Origin of the sequence: Agromyces sp. Marseille-P2726 (genome assembly GCF_902809835.1) — a bacterium.
Lineage (GTDB): Bacteria > Actinomycetota > Actinomycetes > Actinomycetales > Microbacteriaceae > Agromyces.
The window spans coordinates 172,980-192,479 of the sequence record NZ_CADDWM010000011.1; the positions used below are offsets into that span (position 1 = coordinate 172,980).

Below are 19,500 nucleotides of genomic sequence, written 5' to 3' on the forward strand. Positions count from 1 at the left end.
CGTCAGTCGGACGTGCCGACGTACCCGGCGTTCGCGAGGGTGCGCGAGATCATCACCGAGGTGAGCCGCACGAGGTGCACCATGTTCTTCTCGTCGACGTCCTTCTCGGTGAGGGCGAGCGACACCGCGGCGATGACCTCACCGGCCGCATCTCGGATGGGGGCGGCGACGCCGATGTGCACCGTGTCGACCTGGCGGTCGCTCACCGCGTAGCCGCAGCGGCGGATGTCGGTGAGCACGCGTTCGAGCGTCGATCGGTCGGTGTACGTGTTCGACGTGAACTTCGGCAGGTCGGAGTTCAGGACATGCTCCTGGACGTCTTCAGGCGCGTGCGCGAGCAGCACCTGGCCGATCGCGGTGGCGTGGAGCGGGTATCGGTTGCCCGCGATGGGACGCTTCACCATGCGACGCGGGCTCTGGAAGCGCTCGATCGAGACGAGCTCGGTTCCCTCGCGGACGGCGAGGTGCGACGCATAGCCGGTGGTCTCGTACAGGTCCTGGAGGTGCGGACGCGCGAGTCGCTGAAGGCCCACCGCGCGTGGCGCGAGCGAGGCCACCTCCCACAGCCGCAGGCCCACGCGATACCGGTTCTCGGCGTCGCGCTCCAGTGCGCCCCACTCGACGAGGCGCTGCGTGATGCGATAGCAGGTGGCGAGGGGAAGACCGGAGTGACGGCTGATGTCGGAGAGCGCCTGCCGCGCGCGCCCTCCCTGGAAGGTGCCGAGGATGGCCAGCGCCCGGTCGACCACGGACCTGGATCCACCGTGCACCTCGTCGTCGTCGGGCCGCGCCAGCCCCACCTCGGGTACGTTGTCGCGATGCTTCACGCCACGGTCGGGACTGCTCGAGATCGCCACACTCATCGTGCTTCCAATCCGGGGCCGATCGGGCCCCTTCGCCTCGTGTCTCCGTAGTCAAGGGTACCGCAACTCGAGGCAGTTTTGAACGCTGTGCGTGCGATCTGAACACATTGCGTTGCAGGGATGCCGCGGAGCCGAGCCCCCAGCGCGATAACCGTAGCCCGCCGCGGGGGTTCGTCAAGGGCGTTGAGCCAGGCCGTCGCCTCGGCTATTCGTGGAGGTATGGACCGGGTTCACTATGCTGGCGACCACTTCCTCACGGGCTCCCGGATCGCCAGGGCATTGCTGGAGTACGCGGCCGCGCTCGCCCGGTTCGGCTCTGCCTCGTCGGTGGACATCCCCGTCCGACACGACGACGGTTCCGACGGCACCGCCACCATCCTGGTCGGGCCTGCCAGCCAGCTCATCAGCGAGCACGTCGACCACGAGGGCGACGAGATCATCGACGAGGCGCTCGTCGAGCGACTCAGGGGTCTCACGGCCGAGCTGGCCCCGATCCGTCCTGTCGTCGTCGATCCGAACTCGAACACCGATCGGCCGGTCGATTACGACTGGACCGACGAGGTCTAGGGCCGCCACCGTCGACGTCGGAACCGTCGACCTCAGTACGACGTCAGAACAGGGAGTCGACGCCGCCCACGGAGGTGTCTGCACCGGTTTCCGCGTCTGGCGACGCGCCGCGACCCGATGCTCCTCCGCGGTCGGGTGACGACCCGTCGATCGGGATCAACGCGATGGGGATACCCGGCCCGACGAGGAGCTCAGCCGGTTGCGGCCGGCCCTCCCCGTGATTGACGGTGATCCATTCCGTGCGGCCGGCCTCGTGGGCGGCCCTGATGACGTCCTTGAGCCGATCGAAGTCCTCCTGACCCACCGAGAACTCTCGCCCGGCGTAGACGATCGAGATTCGCTTCACGGTTCCCGCTCCCCGCCATTGGTGTACTCCGGCGGCTCGGGTACCAGGTGGAGCCCGCCGGGCGAATTGGCCGCGTTCATCAGCTGGTCGACCCAGGCCCGGTTGACCGACGGCTGCCGGCCGCCGGAGAACTTGAAGTAGAGAGGGATGGTCGGATGCAGCCACAGCGTGCTCCGCCCGTCGCCGACGCCCGGGTCGTCACGCCAGCTGAAGAAGAACGCCTCCGACCGCCGCAGCTTCGCGCCGATGACGAGCTGCAGATGCGCGAGGACCCGATCGTCGAAGTCGACGGTCAGCGTCGAATCGTAGGTGAGCTTGCCCATTCGATCTCCTTGCTCGGTCGCACACGTGTCGCGCACAACACCCGTCGGGCTCTCGTCAGGGTAGCGCCAAGTGTCTGCAGCCGCGCCCCCTTGACCTTCCGTCGGATCCGGGCCTTCCTCCGGATCAGGAACGCATCCACCCGTGATCGTCGGCATCGGACGAGAGCGCATGGAATGAGGGCCCCGAGACAAGTCTCGAGGCCCTCGCGATCGGAGCCGCCTGAGGGAATCGAACCCTCGACCTATTCATTACGAGTGAATCGCTCTGCCGACTGAGCTAAGGCGGCGTGGCATCCGCGATCGGTCACGATCGGGTTGGCACGAGAATCCATGTTAGCGGGTTTCGCAGGTTCGGTTGACCACCTCGACGCATCGATCCAGCCCCCAGCGTCAGCACCTCGGGTCGGCGCTGGGGACGATACCGTCGATGAGGTATCGCTCGACGGTGTCGCTCACACAGGTGTTCGACTTGTTGTACGCCGTATGACCCTCACCGTCGTACGTGACGAGCACGCCGCTCTCGAGCTGGCCGGCGAGCTCGACCGCCCACTCGTAGGGGGTTGCGGGGTCGCCCGTCGTACCGACGACGAGGATCGGGTCGGCGCCCGCTGCGTGGATCGGCGCGCGCTCACGGTCACCCTGATACGGCCAGTCCGAGCAGCCGATGTCGCCGAACCCGAAGTACGGCCCGATGATCGGCGCCGCCTCGGCGATCGACGCCGCCTTCTCGCGCATGACCGCGACGTCGGACTGATACGTGTAGTCGAGGCAGTTGATGGCCCGGAACGCCTCGGTCGAGTTGTCGCTGTAGGTGCCGTCGGCTTCACGGCCGTAGTAGATGTCGGCGAGGGCGAGGGCGACGTCGGCCTGGCCGAACATGACCGACTCGAACATCTGGCTGAGGTACTCCCACGACTCGACGCTGTAAAGCGGCGTGATGATCGCGGTCAACAGGGTGTCGGCGCCGACCATGCGGCCATCGGTTCCGCGCAACGGACTCGCGTCGACGGAGGCGAGGATTCGCGCGACCTCGTCCATGGCCGCGTCGACCGACCCATCGAACGGACATCCCTCACCGGAGAGGCACTCCTCGAGGTAGGCGCGGAGGGCCTGCTCGAAGCCGACGGCCTGGGCCTCGGTCACCTCGGCGTCGCTGGCCGACGGATCGAGCGCCCCGTCGAGCACGAGTCGGCCCACCTTCTCAGGGAAGAGGTCGGCATAGGTGGCACCGAGGAAGGTGCCGTATGAGAACCCGAGGTAGTTCAGCTGCTCGTCGCCGAGGATCGCGCGCAGCAGGTCGAGGTCGCGCGCGGCACTCACCGTGTCGACCTCGCCGAGCAGGTCGCCGGTGTTCGCGCTGCACGCCTCGCCGAAGTCGACGGCCGCGGCGCTCACTGACGCGACCCACTCGTCGCTGCCGCGCTCGGCCGGCACGATGCCGAAGAGGTAGTCGTCCATCTCGGCGTCGTCGTAGCAGGTGACCGCCGTCGACCGGCCGACGCCCCTGGGGTCGAACCCGACGATGTCGAACCGCTGCTTCAGGGGCGCGCCGACGGCGTAGTCCAGCGAGTCGGCGACGAAGTCGTAGCCGGATCCCCCGGGGCCACCGGGATTCACGAGCAGTGACCCGATGCGTTCGCCCGACGCCACGTGACGGACCAGCGCCAGCTCGATGCTGCCGCGATCGGGATCGTCCCAGTCGAGCGGTGCGGTCGCCGTCGCGCAGCCGAGCGCATCGCCGCAGCGCTCCCACTCCAGCACCTGGGTGTAGAACGGCTCGAGCGCGGCATCCACCTGCTCCCCGGTCGGCGTCGAGGCCGGCTGGGCCGCACTGAGGAACGAGGGCACGCAGCCCGTGAGTGCGAGGAGAGCCGCGGCCAGCCCGGCGGCCACCGCCGCGCGGCCCGTCCGCGGCATCCGTTCGATCGCCTCGTGCTGGCGTCGTCTCGCGCTCGCGGTCTTCGGGCGGGTCATGCGGCTCCTCGTTTCGGGCTGGTGCGGATGGCGCTCACGAGCATCGCCTCGAGTGCGAGGGCCGGTTGCACGTTGCCCTCGATCCGCTCGCGTGCCGCTTGGATGGCGTCGAGCGTGGCGAGGGTGCGAGCGGGTGTCGCGGATGCCGCGGCCGAACGCAGGTCGTCGTGCAGCTCGCGGTTCACGAGATCGACTCGGGCGTCGAGCTGGATGAGCAGGATGTCGCGGTAGAGCGAGGCGAGGTCGACGAGGATGCGGTCGATGCCGTCGCGGAGGCTTCGCGTGGCACGGCGCTTCTGGTCGTCTTCGAGCGCCTTCAACTGCGGGCGCAGCGCCTGCGGCACCGCCTGGCCCGGCGCGAGCCCGAGCGAGTGCAACGCGTGCGCCCGCTCCTCGGCGTCGCGCAACTCGGTGATCGCCTTGGCGTCGTCGCCGGCGATCTCGAGGAAGCGTGCGGCCGTCATCACGGCGGTCGATGCGGATCGCACGGCGAGCGCGAGCTGCAGCGTCTCGGAACGTCGCCGGCGCGCCTCGGGACTCGTGGCCAGGCGGTGGGCCATGCCGATGTGGCATTGTGCCTCGCGAGCGCAACGCTCGGCGAGTTCGGGGTCGACACCGTCGCGTCGCACGAGCAGGTCGGCGACATCGGCCACGGTCGGCATCTGCAGGCGCACCGGCCGCACGCGCGACCGGATCGTGGGGATGAGGTCGGCCTCGCTCGGCGCGCAGAGGATCCAGACGGTGCGTTCGGGCGGCTCCTCGAGCTCTTTCAGGAGGAAGTTCGAGGTCTGTTCGGTCATGCGGTCGGCGTCTTCGACGATGATGACGCGATGACGGCCCACCGACGGCGCATAGTGCGAGCGCCGGACGATCTCGCGCACGTCGTCGCGCTTGATGATCACACCCTCGGTCGCGAGCACGTGCAGGTCGGGATGGCTTCTCGCCTCGACCTGGATGCGTGTGGCGTCGTCGCCCTCGGGCGTGCCCGCGATGAGGGCGGTGGCGAACGCGTAGGCCAGGTTCGAGCGACCGGAACCGGGGGGTCCGGTGATGAGCCACGAGTGAGTCATGTGCTGACCGGATGCCGCATCGCCCACGCTCGCCGCATGGCCGGCGCCCCGCGCCGCCGCGCGGAACACGGCGATCGCCTGCTCCTGCCCGGTCAACTCGGTCCAAACACTCACGCGATCACGCTACCTTCCGCCCCCGACGGCGATCTGTGAGTTCGGTGATCGGTGCATCCCCGGGTCGGCCCCTCAGAGCAGCGGCGCGACGCGCTTGCTGATCTCGGCGGCGATGTCGACCACGGGCCGGGTGGCGTCGACGACCAGGAAGCGGTGCGGCTCCGCGTCAGCGAGCGCGAGGTACGCGGCCCGCACGCGATCATGGAACGCGGCCGCCTCGGCCTCGAGCCGGTCGTATCGGGTGCGGGCTGCGTCGAGACGGTCGCGCGCGGCATCCGCGTCGATGTCGAGCAGGATCGTCAGGTCGGGCGCCAGCCCCTCGGCCGCCCATTCCGAGATGCCGCGCACGGCATCGGGATCGAGCACGCGCCCCGCGCCCTGGTACGCGACCGAGGAGTCGATGTAGCGATCCTGGATCACGACATCGCCCCGCTCGAGTGCCGGGCGGACGACCGTGGCGATGTGGTGCGCGCGGTCGGCGGCATAGAGCAGGGCCTCAGCACGGGGCGCGATGTCGCCGCGGTGGTGCAGCACGATCTCGCGCACCTCCACGCCGAGGTCGGTGCCGCCGGGCTCGCGGGTGCGCAGCACGGAACGCCCCTGCAGGGCGAGCCACTCGCGCAGGAGCTCCGCCTGCGTCGACTTGCCGGAGCCGTCTCCACCCTCGAGGGTGATGAAGACGCCGCGACTCACGCGGTGCTCTTCTTGGCCGAGGCCTTCGTGGCGGAGGGCTTCTTGGTCGTCGAGCGCGTCGAGCGCTTGGCCTTCGGTGCCGGACCCTTGTCGCGCTTGATCTGCAGGAGCTCGACCGCGCGCTCGAAGGTGATGTCCTCGACGGATTCGGCACGCGGGATGGTCGCGTTCGTGGTGCCGTCGGTGACGTACGGACCGAATCGACCGTCTTTCACCTTGACGGGCTTGCCGCTCACCGGGTCGTTGTCGAACTCCTTGAGTGCACTCGACGCCCGGCGGGCACCGTACTTCGGCTGCGCCAACAGCTCGAGCGCGCCGGCGAGGTCGATCTCGAAGATCGCGTCCTCGGTCGGCAGCGTGCGGGTTTCGGACCCCTTCTTCAGGTAGGGGCCGTACCGCCCGTTCTGCGCGGTGATCTCCTCGCCGGAATCGGGGTCGGCGCCCACGACGCGGGGAAGGTCGAGCAGCTTCAGGGCCGTCTCGAGGTCGATCTCCTCGGGCTGCATGCTCTTGAACAGCGAGGCCGTGCGCGGCTTGGGCGCGGCGGGCTTCTTCGCGCCCCGCTTGGGCTTGGGCGCCTCGAGGACCTCCCCGGTCGCCGGGTCGACCGCCTCGGCGTCCGAACCCGTGGAAGGGGCGGTGTCGACCGTCTCATCGGCGGGCGGGTCGATCTCGGTGACGTACGGACCGAACCGGCCGTCCTTCACGACGCCCTGCTTGCCGTTCGCCGGATTCTCGCCCAGCACGCGGTCGCCCTGCACCGGGGCCTCGATCAGCTCGCGCGCCTTGGCCTCGGTGAGCTCGTCGGGAGCAAGGTCGGGCGGGAGGTTGACCCGGCGAGGCGGGGCGTCGGGTGCGGCGTCGGGATCGACGGACTCGAGGTAGGGGCCGTATCTGCCGATGCGGAGCGTGACGCCGGGCGCGACCGAGATCGAGTTGATCTCGCGTGCATCGATCTCGCCGAGGTTGTCGACGACCTGGCGAAGGCCGCGGTGCGTGTCGGACCCGAAGTAGAACCCGTTGAGCCAGTCGACACGATCGGCCTCACCGGAGGCGATGCGATCGAGATCGTCCTCCATCTCCGCGGTGAAGTCGTACTCGACGAGGTCGCCGAAGTGCTCCTCGAGGAGTCGCACCACCGAGAATGCGACCCAGCTGGGAACGAGCGCTTGGCCGCGCTGCGTGACGTAGCCCCGGTCGAGGATCGTGGAGATGATCGACGCGAACGTCGACGGTCGGCCGATGCCGAGCTCCTCGAGTCGCTTCACGAGGCTGGCCTCGGTGTAGCGAGGCGGTGGTGACGTCTCGTGGCCCTTGGCCTCGAGGTCGGCGAGTGCGACCGACTGTCCCTCCTTCAACGGGGGCAGCTTCGCCTCACGGGGCGCGTCATCGGCATTGCGCTCCTCGTCATGCCCCTCTTCATAGGCGGCGAGGAACCCTCGGAACGTGATGACCGTGCCGCTCGCGGTGAACTCGGCGATGGTGCCGCCGATCTTCACGGACGACTCGGGCTGCGCATCGAGCGCTGCGGCGGCGTCGGCGGCGGTTGGCCCGACCTCGATGGTGACCGTCGCCGTCTGCCCCTTGGCATCGGCCATCTGCGAGGCCACGGTGCGCTTCCAGATCAGGTCGTACAGCTTGAACTCGCTGCCGCGCAGGACGCTCTGCAGTTCGGAGGGGGTGCGGAACACTTCGCCCGACGGACGGATCGCCTCGTGCGCCTCTTGGGCGTTCTTCGACCTGCCGGCGTAGACGCGGGGCTTGTCGGGCACCGAATCGGGGCCGTAGAGCTTCGTCGCCTGGGTGCGCGCCGCCGACACCGCCTGCTGCGAGAGCGCCACGGAGTCGGTGCGCATATAGGTGATGTAGCCGTTCTCGTAGAGGGACTGTGCGACGCGCATGGTGTCGCGCGCCGACAGCCGGAGCTTGCGGGCGGCCTCCTGCTGCAGCGTCGACGTGGTGAAGGGCGCTGCCGGACGCCGTGAGTACGGCTTCGATTCGACCTTCGAGACGGTGCGCGAGACACCGTCGGCGCGAAGCGCGGACACGAGGGCGTGCGCAGCTGCTTCGTCGAGCACGACCGCCGAGCTCTTGAGCCGTCCGGCGTCGTCGAAGTCCCGACCCGTGGCGACACGTTGACCGCCCAGGCGCACGAGGCGGGCTTCGAAGGACGGGTCCGTGTCGGACTCCTCGGATGAGAAGCGCCCGGTGAGGTCCCAGTAGCTCGCGGCGACGAAGGCGAGTCGCTCGCGCTCGCGGTCGACGACGAGGCGCGTCGCGGCGGATTGCACGCGCCCGGCAGAGAGGCCGGGGCCGACCTTGCGCCAGAGCACCGGCGAGACCTCGTAGCCGTAGAGCCGGTCGAGGATGCGCCGGGTCTCCTGTGCGTCGACGAGCGCGGTGTCGAGGTCGCGGGTGTTGTCCTTCGCCTTCTGGATGGCGTCCTTGGTGATCTCGTGGAAGACCATGCGCCGCACCGGCACCTTCGGCTTCAGCTCCTGGAGCAGGTGCCACGCGATGGCCTCGCCCTCGCGATCCTCATCGGTGGCGAGCAGCAGTTCGTCGGCGTCCTTCAGCGCGCGCTTGAGCTCGGCGACGGTCTTCTTCTTCGCGTCGGAGACGACGTAGTACGGCTCGAATCCGTGTTCGACGTCGACGGAGAACTTGCCGAGGGACCCCTTCTTGAGCTCGGCCGGGAGGTTCTTCGGCTCGATGAGGTCGCGTATGTGGCCGACCGACGACAGCACCTGATAGCCCTCGCCCAGGTACTGGGCGATCGACTTCATCTTGGTCGGCGACTCGACGATGACCAGCTTCTTCGCGCCTGACACCAGACTCCTCTTTGTTCCGTGAATGGGAGAACGCACATCCGTGCCGTACCCCCGAGCGGTGTGCCGTCTACCCGCGAGCACTCCGCCGACAGGCACACGATACACACACTGACCGTGAGCGTATCCCACGTGGGTCGGCGGATCGCCGCAATGTCGTGCTCCCGGACCTTGCCGTGGCGGGTGGGCGGAGGAGAATGGACGGCATGGACACCTCTTCCACGAGTTCGTACACCGCGAAGCTGATCGACGGTCCGCTCGAGGGCAAGACGGTCTCGACTGCCTTCCTCGACACCGGCGATCCCCGTCCGCGACTCGAGCTGAACGCCGACAAGGGAAAGCGGTACATCTACACCAGGGGTGCGGGCCTCGAGTTCAGCGGCGACGACGACGATCGCCCGACCGCGGTCGACTACCGCTACGTGGAGACCGTGTTCGACTGACGCGGCCGTTCATTCGGTCCAGCCGGGCGGCCCGGCTCGAGCCGCGGCCGCGAACTCGATGCCGAGCGCCGACATCACGACGGTGACGGATGCCGCAGGGCCGTCGACCTCGCACGACACGAGCCTCGCTCCGTTCCGTGCGGCCGTGACCACGGCGAGGGTGCACGGCGTGCCGGGCAGGGCGCCCGAGAGCGCGTCGGCCGCCGCGAGCGCGGCCGCGTCTGCCGCATTCTCGGCGCGCTGGGTCAGCACCGCGGTTGCGGCGAACGGGACGACCAGCACGGTCAGCGCCAGGGTCGCACCCACGATCGCGACGGCGAGCACGGAGGCGGCGCCTCGCTCGCGACAGCGCCACCCGGTCGCCGCCCGATGGGCCGCCGAATCCCGGCCCGATGCCGCCGTCGTCATCGTCCCTCGCCGACGGCGCACGATTCCGCCCGGAGCTCGATGGCCGCGAGCAGGCCGTGACCCGGTGCGCTCAGCGCCACGCAGACGAACGGGTCCTCGCTCCACGTTGCGATGGAGGCGCCACCCGAGACCCGATCGGCGATCGCTCCGGCCTCGGCTGCGGACTCCCCGCGGCCGAGCGCCCGCGCCGCGTCGGCCGCGGCATCCGTCAACCGCACCTGCTGCGCGACGAGCACGACCGACGCCAGGCATACGGCGAGTACCAGCGCGACGGCGGGCAGCGCGACGGCGAACTCGGCCGTCACGCGGCCCCGGTCGCGATCAGCCCACGGTGAGCGCATTCCGAACGAGATCGGTGAGGATGCCGCGGACCTCGTCGCCCCGCAGGATGACGACGAGGAGCCCGGCGAAGCCGACCGCCGCCATGGTGGCCACGGCGTACTCCGCGGTCGCTGCACCGCGCTCGCCCGCGAGTCGGCGTACGACGGCGGTGCAGGCGCGTCGCACGCGGCCGGGCCGTCGTGCGTCGCTGATGGGATGCTGCATTCTGGTGTTCCTTCCTGTGGTGCCGGTCTCCCGGCGGATGGGCGGCACGAGTTCATGGGCGTCGCGGCGATCATGCGGCACCGCCGAGCGTGCCCGAGACGACCGAGACGAGCAGCGGGACGACCCCGAGCAGCACGAACGCCGGGAGCACGCAGGCCCCGAGCGGGAGCATGAGCCGGGCACCCAGGGCCGCCGCACGCACGGCGCCCTCGGCACGTGCGACTCGGCGGACACGGAACGCCTCGGCACGAAGCAGGTCGGCGATCGGCGCCCCCGCGCGCTCGGCGAGCGCGATCACCTCGTGCGCCCGATGGTCGTCGTTGGGAATGCGATGAGCCGCGAGCGTCTCGGCCACGAGGGCCCTCGAACGCTCGACCGAGGCGCCGCCCGACATCGCGATCGCCAGGAGCTCGAGGTCGAGACCGGCCCCAGCACTCGAGCGCGACGCCCGGCGTGCGAGTCGCATGCTCCACGAGCGGCCCGCCCACAACAGCGCCGCGCCGACCACGACGCAGGCGATGCCGACCGGGCCGCCGAAGAGCACCCCGAGCGTGTCGAAGCCGAGCAGGACGCCGAACGCCACGGCGATGAGCGGCAGTGCCGTCACGAGCCGCGCACTCGCGAGCGGTCCGGCGAGCGCGCTGCGGACCTCGCGCCGCAGTTGGGCCTCGTCGCGAAGCGCCGCCGCGAACGTCAGGAGGCTCGCGGCGAGCGGGGCTCCCGAGGCCACGGCGACCGACCACGCGGCGCCGAGGACCGACCACTCGGAGGATGCGGCCGGCTGGTTCCGAAGGGCCGCGGCGATGGCACCGGAGACCGAGTCGCCCCGGCCGGCGGCGTCGGCGGCGGCGTCGAGCACGGCATGCTCGGCGTCGAGGGTCGCGGGCAGGTCGGTGGCCGTGCCCGCACGCCGCTCGCGCACGTGAGACCACGCGGATGGTGCCGGCACCCCGGCCGACAGGAGCGCCGCCACCCGCTCGGCCACGGCGGCGACGGTGTCGACGCCTGCGGCCGGGTCGGCGCGGCGCAGCCGCGAGCGCACCCGGGCGAGCAACGGGGAGCGCACCGCGAGCCCCGTCACAGCGGCTCCACGATGAGTCGGTCTTCGCGCAGCGCGAAACGCCCGACCTGCGCGAGGCGCCGGCGCCCGTCGACGCGTTCGAGGTGAAGCACGAGGTCGAACGCGCTCACGGTCTGCCGCGCGACGGCGTCGGGCGGGAGTCCGGCGGTCGACCCGAGCGCCTCGAGTCGGGCGGGAACGTCGGCGAGCGAGTTCGCGTGCAGCGTGCCGGCACCGCCGTCATGGCCGGTGTTCAGGGCGGCGAGGAGTTCGCGAAGCTCGGCACCGCGGCACTCGCCGACGACGAGCCGATCGGGCCGCATGCGGAGCGCCTCGCGCAGCAGCGCATCGAGCCCGACTCGCCCGCTGCCCTCGAGGTTCGCCTGCCGAGCCTCGAGGGAGACGACGTGCGGGTGCGTGACCGTGAGCTCTGCGACGTCTTCGATGAGCACGATGCGTTCGCGCTCGGGTGCCTCGCCGAGCAGCGCCGCGAGCAGGGTCGTCTTGCCGGTGCCGCCGGCGCCCGTGATGAGCAGATTGCTGCGCTCGGCGACGGCGTCGCGCAGCATCGACTCCTGGGTGGTGTCGAGCATGCCCGCGCGCGCGAGCGCCGCCAGGGGGAATCCGGCCGCCCGCGGGACCCGCACCGAGATGAGCGCTCCCTCCGTGGAGACCGGTGGCAGCACGGCATGCACACGGATGCCGCGGCCCAGGCGAACGTCGACGGCGGGCGTCGCCTCGTCGATATGACGGCCGCCCCGGGCGATGAGTCGCACGGCGAGCGCCCGCACCTCGTCGTCGTCGGCCGACCACTCGGGCTCGCGCACCGGACCCGAGCCTCGATCGATCCACAGCCCGCGCGCGCCGTTCACGAAGAGGTCGGTCACCGGTCCGGACGCGGCGAAGGCGGCGAGCGGGCCGAGTTCGGCGAGGTCGGCGAGCGGCGACGGCACCGCACTGGCCGCCCGCGCGAGATCGGTGTCGACCACGCCGGTGACGCCGGGCTCGATCGCGCCCGCGCCGCCGCCGCCGGCGCCGTGCGACCCGTGCTGCCATGACGGGCTCGCGACGAAGGGAATGGTCATGCGACGACCGTACGAAGCGGCGTCGGACGCCGCCGCCGTGCTGAGTCGAAGCGTGGGATCGGAGCCTCCTCCACGCCGTTGTGGAGGAGGACTCGCTCACGCCGCACACTACGAGAAGTGCCGTGAAGACAGAAGGGGGCGGCACCCATTGGGGGGAACAGGTGCCGCCTCGGCAGCGCAAGGATTGGGGGGAATCACAATCGCTGCAGGCCACGAAACGAGTGTTCGGGCGGTACTCAGCATACGGGTTGGTGAAAGATGCGCAAGCATTACCCGTCCTCATTTGTGCGGACATACAGTTTTTCTTGCGCAAAGGCACAGTAACCGCTCTCACGGCTGCTCGGAAGAGCGCCCTGGGTGACCCGGAAGTCGGCCGGCCGGGTGCCCCCGACCTCGTGGGTCGCTCCATGACCGGCGCATTGCGACGAGCGCGCGACCGGGAGGTAGTGTGCTGGAGGGGCAGGCGACCCACCGATGAACTCTCGCGAAGGAGCGACCGCAGAACCATGACCGTTCAGATCGACCACGCACTCGAGGAGATCCGCCGCTTCCGGCCGAGCCCCGAGTTCGCAGCCCAGTCCGTCGCGGACCCCGCCCTCTACGAGGCGGCACGCGCCGACCGCCTCGCGTTCTGGGCCGACCAGGCCCGCGAACTCGTGCAGTGGGAGAAGCCGTTCACGCGCACGCTCGACTGGACGAATCCCCCGTTCGCCAAGTGGTTCGACGATGGCGAGCTCAACGTGGCGGTGAACTGCCTCGACCGCCACGTCGAAGCCGGCCTCGGAGATCGCGTCGCCATCCACTGGGAGGGCGAGCCGGGCGATAGCCGCGACATCACGTACGCGCAGCTCACCGACGAGGTGAAGCGCGCCGCGAACGTGCTCGAGAGCCTCGGAATCGGGTCGGGCGACCGCGTCGCCATCTACCTGCCGATGATCCCCGAAGCGGTCGTGTCCATGCTGGCCGTGGCGCGCATCGGCGCGATCCACTCCGTCGTGTTCGGAGGATTCAGCTCCGACAGCCTCGCGTCGCGCATCGACGACGCCGAGGCATCCCTCGTCATCACCGCCGACGGCGGTTTCCGCAAGGGCCGGGTCTTCCCGCTGAAGCCCGTCGTCGACGAGGCGCTCGCCAAGACCGAGGGCGGCACGGTGCGCAACGTGCTCGTGGTGCGTCGCGGCGAGAACGAGATCGAGTGGACCGAGGGTCGCGACCTCTGGTGGCACGAGACGGTGACGGATGCCTCGAACGAGCACGTGCCCTCGGCGTTCCCCGCGGAGCATCCGCTGTTCATCCTGTACACGTCGGGCACCACCGGAAAGCCGAAGGGCATCCTGCACACGTCGGGCGGCTACCTCGTGCAGACATCGTTCACGCACAAGTACGTGTTCGACCTGCACCCCGAAACCGACGTGTTCTGGTGCACCGCCGACGTCGGATGGGTCACCGGCCATTCCTACGTGGTCTACGGACCGCTCGCGAACGGCGCCACGCAGGTGCTCTACGAGGGCACGCCCGACACGCCGCACCCGGGCCGCTGGTGGGAGATCGTCGAGAAGTACAAGGTCTCGATCCTGTACACGGCGCCCACCGCCATCCGGTCGTTCATGAAGCTCGGCCGACAGATCCCGCAGCAGTTCAACCTGCGTTCGCTGCGAGTGCTCGGCTCGGTCGGCGAGCCGATCAACCCCGAGGCCTGGATCTGGTACCGCGAGGTCATCGGCGGCGGTTCGATCCCTGTCGTCGACACCTGGTGGCAGACCGAGACCGGGGCGATCATGATCTCGCCCCTGCCCGGCGTCATGGACCTGACGCCCGGCAGCGCGCAGGCGCCGATCCCCGGCGTCGAGGTCGACATCCTCACCGACGAGGGCGAACCCGTCGACGGTGAGAACGGCGGCTTCCTCGTCATCACCGAGCCATGGCCCGCGATGCTGCGCGGCATCTGGGGCGACCCCGAACGGTTCAAGCAGACGTACTGGGAGAAGTACGGCGAAAAGTACTTCGCCGGCGACGGCGCCCGACGCGACGAGGACGGCGACATCTGGCTGCTCGGTCGTGTCGACGACGTCATGAACGTGTCGGGCCACCGCCTCTCGACCACCGAGATCGAGTCGTCGCTCGTCGCGCACCCGTGGACCGCCGAGGCCGCCGTCGTCGGGGCGTCCGACGAGACCACGGGCCAGGCGGTCGTCGCGTTCGTGATCCTGAAGGCCAGCCAGGTCTCGCACATCACCGACCCGAACGACGCCTCCGAGGAGCTGCGCAAGCACGTCGCCGTGCAGATCGGCGCGATCGCCCGGCCGCGCCAGGTGTTCATCGTCAACGAGCTGCCCAAGACGCGCTCGGGCAAGATCATGCGCCGACTCCTGCGCGACCTCGCAGAGGGTCGTCAGGTCGGCGACACCACCACGCTCGCCGACACCTCGATCATGGAGGTCATCAGCGCCCAGGTGCGGTGACCCGCACGTGCTTCACCCCACGGGGTGCTCCACCCGCACGGTGCTCCGCCCCGCACGTTGCTTTGTAGGACACACGGGGATTCGTAGGACGCGACGACGCCTGAGCGTCCTACGAATCCCCGCTCGTCCTACATGCCCGGGGCTGCGCGGTGCCGCGGCATCTGCACGCGGACACCCTCCGCCGCGGCATCCGTTCACCAGTTGTGACGACCCTGAGCGATGATGCTCAGCACGGCCGACTCGATCATCGGCCACTCGTGAACCACCGCGTCACGACCGAATCGCAGCACGACGTATCCGCGGCGAACGAGGCGGGCGTCCTCGCGGAGATCCTTGTTGCGCTGCTTGCGCGAACGATGCGGCCCGAACCCATCGAACTGCAGCACGAGCCGCTCGCCCACCAGTCCGTCGACCCGGTGGCCGTCGACCACGACCTGCGGGATCATCGCGACGCCTCGCTGGGCGAGTCGCACCCGCGGAATCGATTCGATGCCGCTGTCTGCGAGCGGGTGCACGTGCTCGACGACGCGGAGCATCACCGAGTCGGATGCCGCGAGCCCGCGCAGCTCGGGCATCGACGTGATTCCGCGACGCACAGCCGAGTCGAAGACGGCCACCGCCTGATCAAGGGGCTGACACCGGGCGATCTGCCTGAGGATGCGCGGGAGGCCGTCGACGATGGGGCGAACACGCGGCTCGGTCGGGGCCGTCGGCGTCCGCGTCCAGTGCACGAGGAGCTTCCGTTCGTCGTGGGCGAAGGCGGCCAGTGGCGTTCGATCGATTCGCGGACAGTTCCGTGCAGCTGTGACGTGGATATCGGGTGGATCGACATCCCACATCCCGAGAACCGCCGCTCCTGAAACGCAGGCGAGGGTCACGCCGGCATGGAGGGCACGCTCGACGAGCGGGTTGCACTCGGCACCGACGATCCAGTCGCGGCGCACGGACCTCACCGTTCCAGCATCGAGTGCAGCCCTGAGATGTTTCGGCGCGACACCGGCGTCTCGCAGCGTGCGTCGGTGAGCAGCGTTGAGCGTGCCCAGAGTGGTTTCGATCGATGCCACGATTCCAGTCTTCGCGCCGGCATCGGCGCTCGTGGCGAATCCGGCCGACCGGTGAGCTGGTTGAGGTGCTCGCACCCTGTGGAGGGCGAGAGGCACGGACTCCGCGCACGTCCCGGCAACCTCGGAGAGCGCAGGAAACTTCGTATGTAGGACAAACGCCTGCTTGGAGGACGCCCACATCCCTGATCGTCCTACGAAGACCGAAACGTCCTACGAACCCGACGTGGCAGGCCGTGGCGCCGGGGCTGCGCCGCCCCGGGCAGCGGCGACCTGCGCCTACGCGAACTCGACGACGAGCTCGACCTCGACCGGCGCGTCGAGCGGCAGCACCGCCACGCCGACCGCCGATCGCGCGTGTCGACCGGCCTCGCCGAAGATCTCGCCGAGCAGTTCGGACGCGCCGTTGACGACGCCCGGCTGCCCGGTGAACGACGGGTCGGATGCCACGAACCCGACGAGCTTCACGATGCGCCGGACCCGATCGAGCGATCCGAGCTCGGCGCGCACCGCGGCGAGCCCGTTCAGCACGCAGGCCCGCGCGTACTCCTTGGCGTCGTCGGCCGGAACGAGCCCGTGTCCGTCGCCGACCTTGCCCGTGGCGGGCAGGGCGCCCGCGATGAACGGGAGCTGGCCCGACGTGTAGACGTACGAGCCCGTGACGAGGGCGGGCACGTAGGCCGCCACCGGCGGTGCGACCTCGGGAAGGTCGATGCCGAGCTCGGCGAGGCGGGCCTCGAAGCCCGCCATCAGGCGTGACCTTCGCCTTCGAACTGCTTGGCCGCCTCGGCCGACGCCGCGAGGCCGGCCGAGGCCTCAGCCGACGCCTCGCCGCCGACGGGACGCTTCAGGTACGCGACGAGCCCGCCCTCGGGCCCCTGCACGACCTGCACGAGCTCCCATCCCTGGGAGCCCCAGTTGTTCAGGATCGCGGCGGTGTTGTGGATGAGCAGGGGGGTGGTGATGTACTCCCAGGACGGCATGCGTTCCCTCGTCTCGGCCGGTGGTGATCTCGGGCACGGCACTCCGCCCGCCATGGCGGGTTTTGCCAGCCTTCTCAGTTAAGCTCCACTATATGTCTGCCCAAAAACGTACGATGAGCGACGTCGGTTCCGGCATCCTCGGCTTCGTCGGATTGAGCGCTCTCGCCGGTGTCCTCGTCACGGCAGCAGTGACCCCGGCTCTCGCAGTGACCGGTCTGGCTGCGAACAACAGCATCTCGATGTTCGAGAACCTGCCCGGCTACCTCGACATCGGCGAGCTCTCGGAGAAGACGGACATCTACGCGACCGCAGCCGACGGCACGCCCATCCACCTCGCGTCGTTCTTCGACGAGAACCGGGAGGAGGTCCCCTGGGACAGCATCAGCCAGTACGTGAAGGATGCCGCGATCGCCGGTGAGGACCCCCGGTTCTACGAGCACGGCGGCGTCGACCTCCAGGGCACCATCCGTGGTGCGCTGAGCACGTACGTCCTGAACCAGGACGTCCAGGGCGGATCCTCGATCACGCAGCAGTACGTGAAGAACGTGCTCATCAACAACGGCGTGCGCGAGGCGAAGACCGAGGAGGAGAAGGATGCCGCGTACGCTGCGGCGACCGAGACCTCACCCGAGCGCAAGCTCAAGGAGATGCGATACGCGATCGCCCTCGAGAAGAAGTTCTCGAAGGACGACATCCTGCTGGGCTACCTCAACATCGCCGCCTTCGGCGGCCGCGTCTACGGCATCGAGTCGGCGGCGCAGTACTACTTCGGCAAGACGGCCGCCACGCTGACGCTCGCCGAGGCAGCCAGCCTCATCGCGATCGTCAACCACCCCGAGAAGTTCCGTCTCGACCGACCCGATAGCGAGACGAACGGGGCGGCCACCGTCGTCGACGGGCAGCCGGTGCCGTACGCCGAGAACAAGCAGCGCCGCGACTACATCCTCGAGCAGATGCTCAAGGAGACGAGGATCACGCAGGAGGAGTACGACGTCGCCGTGGCGACGCCGGTGGCGCCCGTGATCACCGAGCCGAGCACGGGCTGCCAGAGCGCGGGCGGCAGCGCGTTCTTCTGCGACTACGTGACGTGGGTCATCAAGAACAACTACGACGACCCCACCACCGAAGACGTCAACGAGGGCGTGCAGATGCTGCAGCAGGGCGGCCTGCAGGTCTTCACGACGCTCGACCTCGACCTCCAGGCCGCTGCCGAGGCCGCGATGACCGAGAACGTCCCCTACTGGGACGACCGGTTCGACGTAGGGTCCTCGGCCGTGACCGTGCAGCCCGGCACGGGCCGCATCCTCGCGATGGCCCAGAACAAGATCTTCTCCAACGACCCCGACGTGCTCGCCTCCAGCCCCGTCTACAGCGCGGTGAACTACGCCACCGACTACGAGTACGGCGGCTCGAGCGGCTTCCAGCCGGGTTCGACCTACAAGGTGTGGACGCTCGCGGAATGGCTGAACGCCGGCCACTCGCTGAGCGAGACCTTCAACGGATCGCGGCGCACCTTCACGTCGTTCACCGACAGCTGCGAGGGCAACTGGTCGGGCAGCTTCAACCCGCGCAATGACGACGGCACCAACGCCAACAATGCGGTCAACGCGACGAAGTACTCGGTGAACACGGCCTTCATGGCGATGGCCGAGCAGCTCGACCTCTGCAAGATCAAGCAGACCGCACAGGCGTTCGGCATGCACCGCGCCGACGGTCTCGAACTGCAGATGAACCCCTCCGACGTGCTCGGCACGCAGGAGCTCGCGCCGCTGACCATGGCGGCCGGCTTCGCCGGCATCGCCAACAACGGCATGACCTGCACGCCGATCGCCATCGACCGGATCATCAACGCCAAGGGCGAGGACATCACGCCGCCCGCGTCGACGTGCACCCAGTCGGTCACGCCCGAGGTCGCGCACGCCATGGCCTACGCCATGGAGCAGACCTTCAACGGCGGAACCGCGGACGCGTCGAACACGGGCACCGGTGTCGCGCACCTCGGCAAGACGGGTACGACCGACAACGCGGTCGACACGTGGATGGTCGGCTCGAGCACCACGGCCGCCACGGCCGTCTGGGTGGGCAACGTGACCGGCGGCGACAACCGCACGAACCTCCGCAACGTCAGCTTCGACAGCGGCAGCGCGGCGACCGCGCGTCACCGCATCTGGCCGTGGATCATGGAGACCGCCGACAACAAGTACGGCGGCGAGGACTTCCCCGAGCCCGACGCCAGCGCGTTCCGGCAGGTCATGGTCGACATCCCGCAGGTCGTGGGCCTGTCGCTCGACGCCGCCAAGCAGGCGCTCGAGGACGCCGGCTTCGTCTTCGAGGACGGCGGCCAGCAGGACTCGAACCTTCCCGCCGGCACCGTGACGGGAACCGACCCCTCGGGTCAGGCCGGTCGCGGAAGCACGATCCGCGTCTTCACGAGCAACGGCAACAGCAATGCGACGACCGTTCCCGACCTGACGGGCATGAACGCCCTGCAGGCGAAGGCGGCACTCGACGCCGCCGGGCTGAAGATGAAGGGCGGCGGAGGCAACCCGACGGCGGTCGTCGAGAGCCAGAACCCGGCGCCCGGCACCCCGGCCAAGCGTGGTGACGACGTCACCGTGAACTTCGGCGGCGGCGGGGGCCCGGGCAACGGCAACGATTCCGACGGAGACTAGCC

The 19,500-nt window shown here is 69.5% G+C and carries 19 protein-coding genes and 1 tRNA gene; 4 read left to right on the plus strand and 16 right to left on the minus strand.

The window, feature by feature from the left end; all coding sequences use genetic code 11:
- Positions 1-2 precede the first annotated feature (2 nt).
- Positions 3-863 carry an IclR family transcriptional regulator gene (locus HUS56_RS05200; RefSeq protein WP_173922321.1) on the minus strand — a complete coding sequence of 287 codons (861 nt, stop codon included), beginning with the start codon at positions 861-863 and terminating at the stop codon, positions 3-5.
- A gap of 219 nt (positions 864-1,082) precedes the next feature.
- Between HUS56_RS05200 and HUS56_RS05205 the strand changes: the two genes are divergently transcribed.
- Positions 1,083-1,430, plus strand: a complete 348-nt coding sequence (locus HUS56_RS05205) for a hypothetical protein (RefSeq protein WP_173922322.1) — start codon at positions 1,083-1,085, stop codon at positions 1,428-1,430.
- Between the two features lie 43 nt (positions 1,431-1,473).
- On the opposite strand, the gene HUS56_RS05210 is transcribed toward HUS56_RS05205, so the two are convergent.
- The 7 genes from HUS56_RS05210 to topA form a co-directional block, all read right to left on the minus strand.
- Positions 1,474-1,776: a hypothetical protein gene (locus tag HUS56_RS05210; RefSeq protein ID WP_173922323.1), complete on the minus strand. Its 303-nt coding sequence runs from the start codon at positions 1,774-1,776 to the stop codon at positions 1,474-1,476.
- Complete coding sequence (locus tag HUS56_RS05215) at positions 1,773-2,099, minus strand: ATP-dependent DNA ligase (RefSeq protein WP_173922324.1); 327 nt, start codon at positions 2,097-2,099, stop codon at positions 1,773-1,775. Before HUS56_RS05215 ends, HUS56_RS05210 begins: the two co-directional genes overlap by 4 nt.
- A gap of 214 nt (positions 2,100-2,313) precedes the next feature.
- Positions 2,314-2,386: transfer RNA gene (locus HUS56_RS05220), tRNA-Thr, on the minus strand.
- A gap of 103 nt (positions 2,387-2,489) precedes the next feature.
- Positions 2,490-4,073 (minus strand): alpha/beta hydrolase, encoded by a 1,584-nt coding sequence (locus tag HUS56_RS05225; RefSeq protein ID WP_371808295.1) that lies wholly within the window; start codon positions 4,071-4,073, stop codon positions 2,490-2,492.
- Positions 4,070-5,257, minus strand: a complete 1,188-nt coding sequence (locus HUS56_RS05230; protein WP_173922325.1) for a DNA polymerase III subunit delta' — start codon at positions 5,255-5,257, stop codon at positions 4,070-4,072. The genes HUS56_RS05225 and HUS56_RS05230 overlap by 4 nt, the downstream gene beginning before the upstream one ends.
- Positions 5,258-5,329: 72 nt before the next feature.
- Positions 5,330-5,950 carry a dTMP kinase gene (gene tmk, locus HUS56_RS05235; RefSeq protein WP_173922326.1) on the minus strand — a complete coding sequence of 207 codons (621 nt, stop codon included), beginning with the start codon at positions 5,948-5,950 and terminating at the stop codon, positions 5,330-5,332.
- Entirely contained in the window at positions 5,947-8,781 is a 2,835-nt protein-coding gene (topA, locus tag HUS56_RS05240; protein WP_173922327.1) for a type I DNA topoisomerase, read from the minus strand. The genes tmk and topA overlap by 4 nt, the downstream gene beginning before the upstream one ends.
- A gap of 203 nt (positions 8,782-8,984) precedes the next feature.
- On the opposite strand from topA, the gene HUS56_RS05245 reads away from it, so the two are divergent.
- Positions 8,985-9,221: a hypothetical protein gene (locus tag HUS56_RS05245; protein ID WP_173922328.1), complete on the plus strand. Its 237-nt coding sequence runs from the start codon at positions 8,985-8,987 to the stop codon at positions 9,219-9,221.
- 9 nt (positions 9,222-9,230) lie between these two features.
- On the opposite strand, the gene HUS56_RS05250 is transcribed toward HUS56_RS05245, so the two are convergent.
- The 5 genes from HUS56_RS05250 to HUS56_RS05270 all read right to left on the minus strand — a co-directional run bounded on the left by HUS56_RS05250 (position 9,231) and on the right by HUS56_RS05270 (position 12,320).
- A complete protein-coding gene (locus tag HUS56_RS05250) occupies positions 9,231-9,629 on the minus strand; it encodes an Rv3654c family TadE-like protein (RefSeq protein WP_173922329.1) in 399 nt (132 codons plus the stop codon).
- Complete coding sequence (locus HUS56_RS05255; protein WP_173922330.1) at positions 9,626-9,934, minus strand: TadE family type IV pilus minor pilin; 309 nt, start codon at positions 9,932-9,934, stop codon at positions 9,626-9,628. Before HUS56_RS05255 ends, HUS56_RS05250 begins: the two co-directional genes overlap by 4 nt.
- Positions 9,935-9,950: 16 nt before the next feature.
- Positions 9,951-10,175 carry a DUF4244 domain-containing protein gene (locus tag HUS56_RS05260; RefSeq protein WP_173922331.1) on the minus strand — a complete coding sequence of 75 codons (225 nt, stop codon included), beginning with the start codon at positions 10,173-10,175 and terminating at the stop codon, positions 9,951-9,953.
- Positions 10,176-10,245: 70 nt separating this feature from the next.
- Positions 10,246-11,256 (minus strand): type II secretion system F family protein, encoded by a 1,011-nt coding sequence (locus HUS56_RS05265; RefSeq protein ID WP_173922332.1) that lies wholly within the window; start codon positions 11,254-11,256, stop codon positions 10,246-10,248.
- Complete coding sequence (locus tag HUS56_RS05270) at positions 11,253-12,320, minus strand: TadA family conjugal transfer-associated ATPase (protein WP_173922333.1); 1,068 nt, start codon at positions 12,318-12,320, stop codon at positions 11,253-11,255. Before HUS56_RS05270 ends, HUS56_RS05265 begins: the two co-directional genes overlap by 4 nt.
- Positions 12,321-12,826: 506 nt before the next feature.
- Between HUS56_RS05270 and acs the strand changes: the two genes are divergently transcribed.
- Positions 12,827-14,782: an acetate--CoA ligase gene (gene acs / locus HUS56_RS05275; protein ID WP_173922334.1), complete on the plus strand. Its 1,956-nt coding sequence runs from the start codon at positions 12,827-12,829 to the stop codon at positions 14,780-14,782.
- A 194-nt stretch (positions 14,783-14,976) separates the two neighbouring features.
- Here the strand turns inward: acs and HUS56_RS05280 are convergent, their stop codons facing one another.
- From HUS56_RS05280 to HUS56_RS05290, 3 genes are all read right to left on the minus strand, one after another.
- Positions 14,977-15,735: an endonuclease domain-containing protein gene (locus HUS56_RS05280; protein WP_173922335.1), complete on the minus strand. Its 759-nt coding sequence runs from the start codon at positions 15,733-15,735 to the stop codon at positions 14,977-14,979.
- A gap of 387 nt (positions 15,736-16,122) precedes the next feature.
- Entirely contained in the window at positions 16,123-16,593 is a 471-nt protein-coding gene (locus HUS56_RS05285; protein ID WP_173922336.1) for a RidA family protein, read from the minus strand.
- On the minus strand, positions 16,593-16,826 hold the full coding sequence (locus HUS56_RS05290) for a hypothetical protein (RefSeq protein ID WP_173922337.1): 234 nt from the start codon (positions 16,824-16,826) through the stop codon (positions 16,593-16,595). Before HUS56_RS05290 ends, HUS56_RS05285 begins: the two co-directional genes overlap by 1 nt.
- A gap of 113 nt (positions 16,827-16,939) precedes the next feature.
- Between HUS56_RS05290 and HUS56_RS05295 the strand changes: the two genes are divergently transcribed.
- Positions 16,940-19,498: a transglycosylase domain-containing protein gene (locus HUS56_RS05295; protein WP_254431304.1), complete on the plus strand. Its 2,559-nt coding sequence runs from the start codon at positions 16,940-16,942 to the stop codon at positions 19,496-19,498.
- Positions 19,499-19,500: the final 2 nt, after the last annotated feature.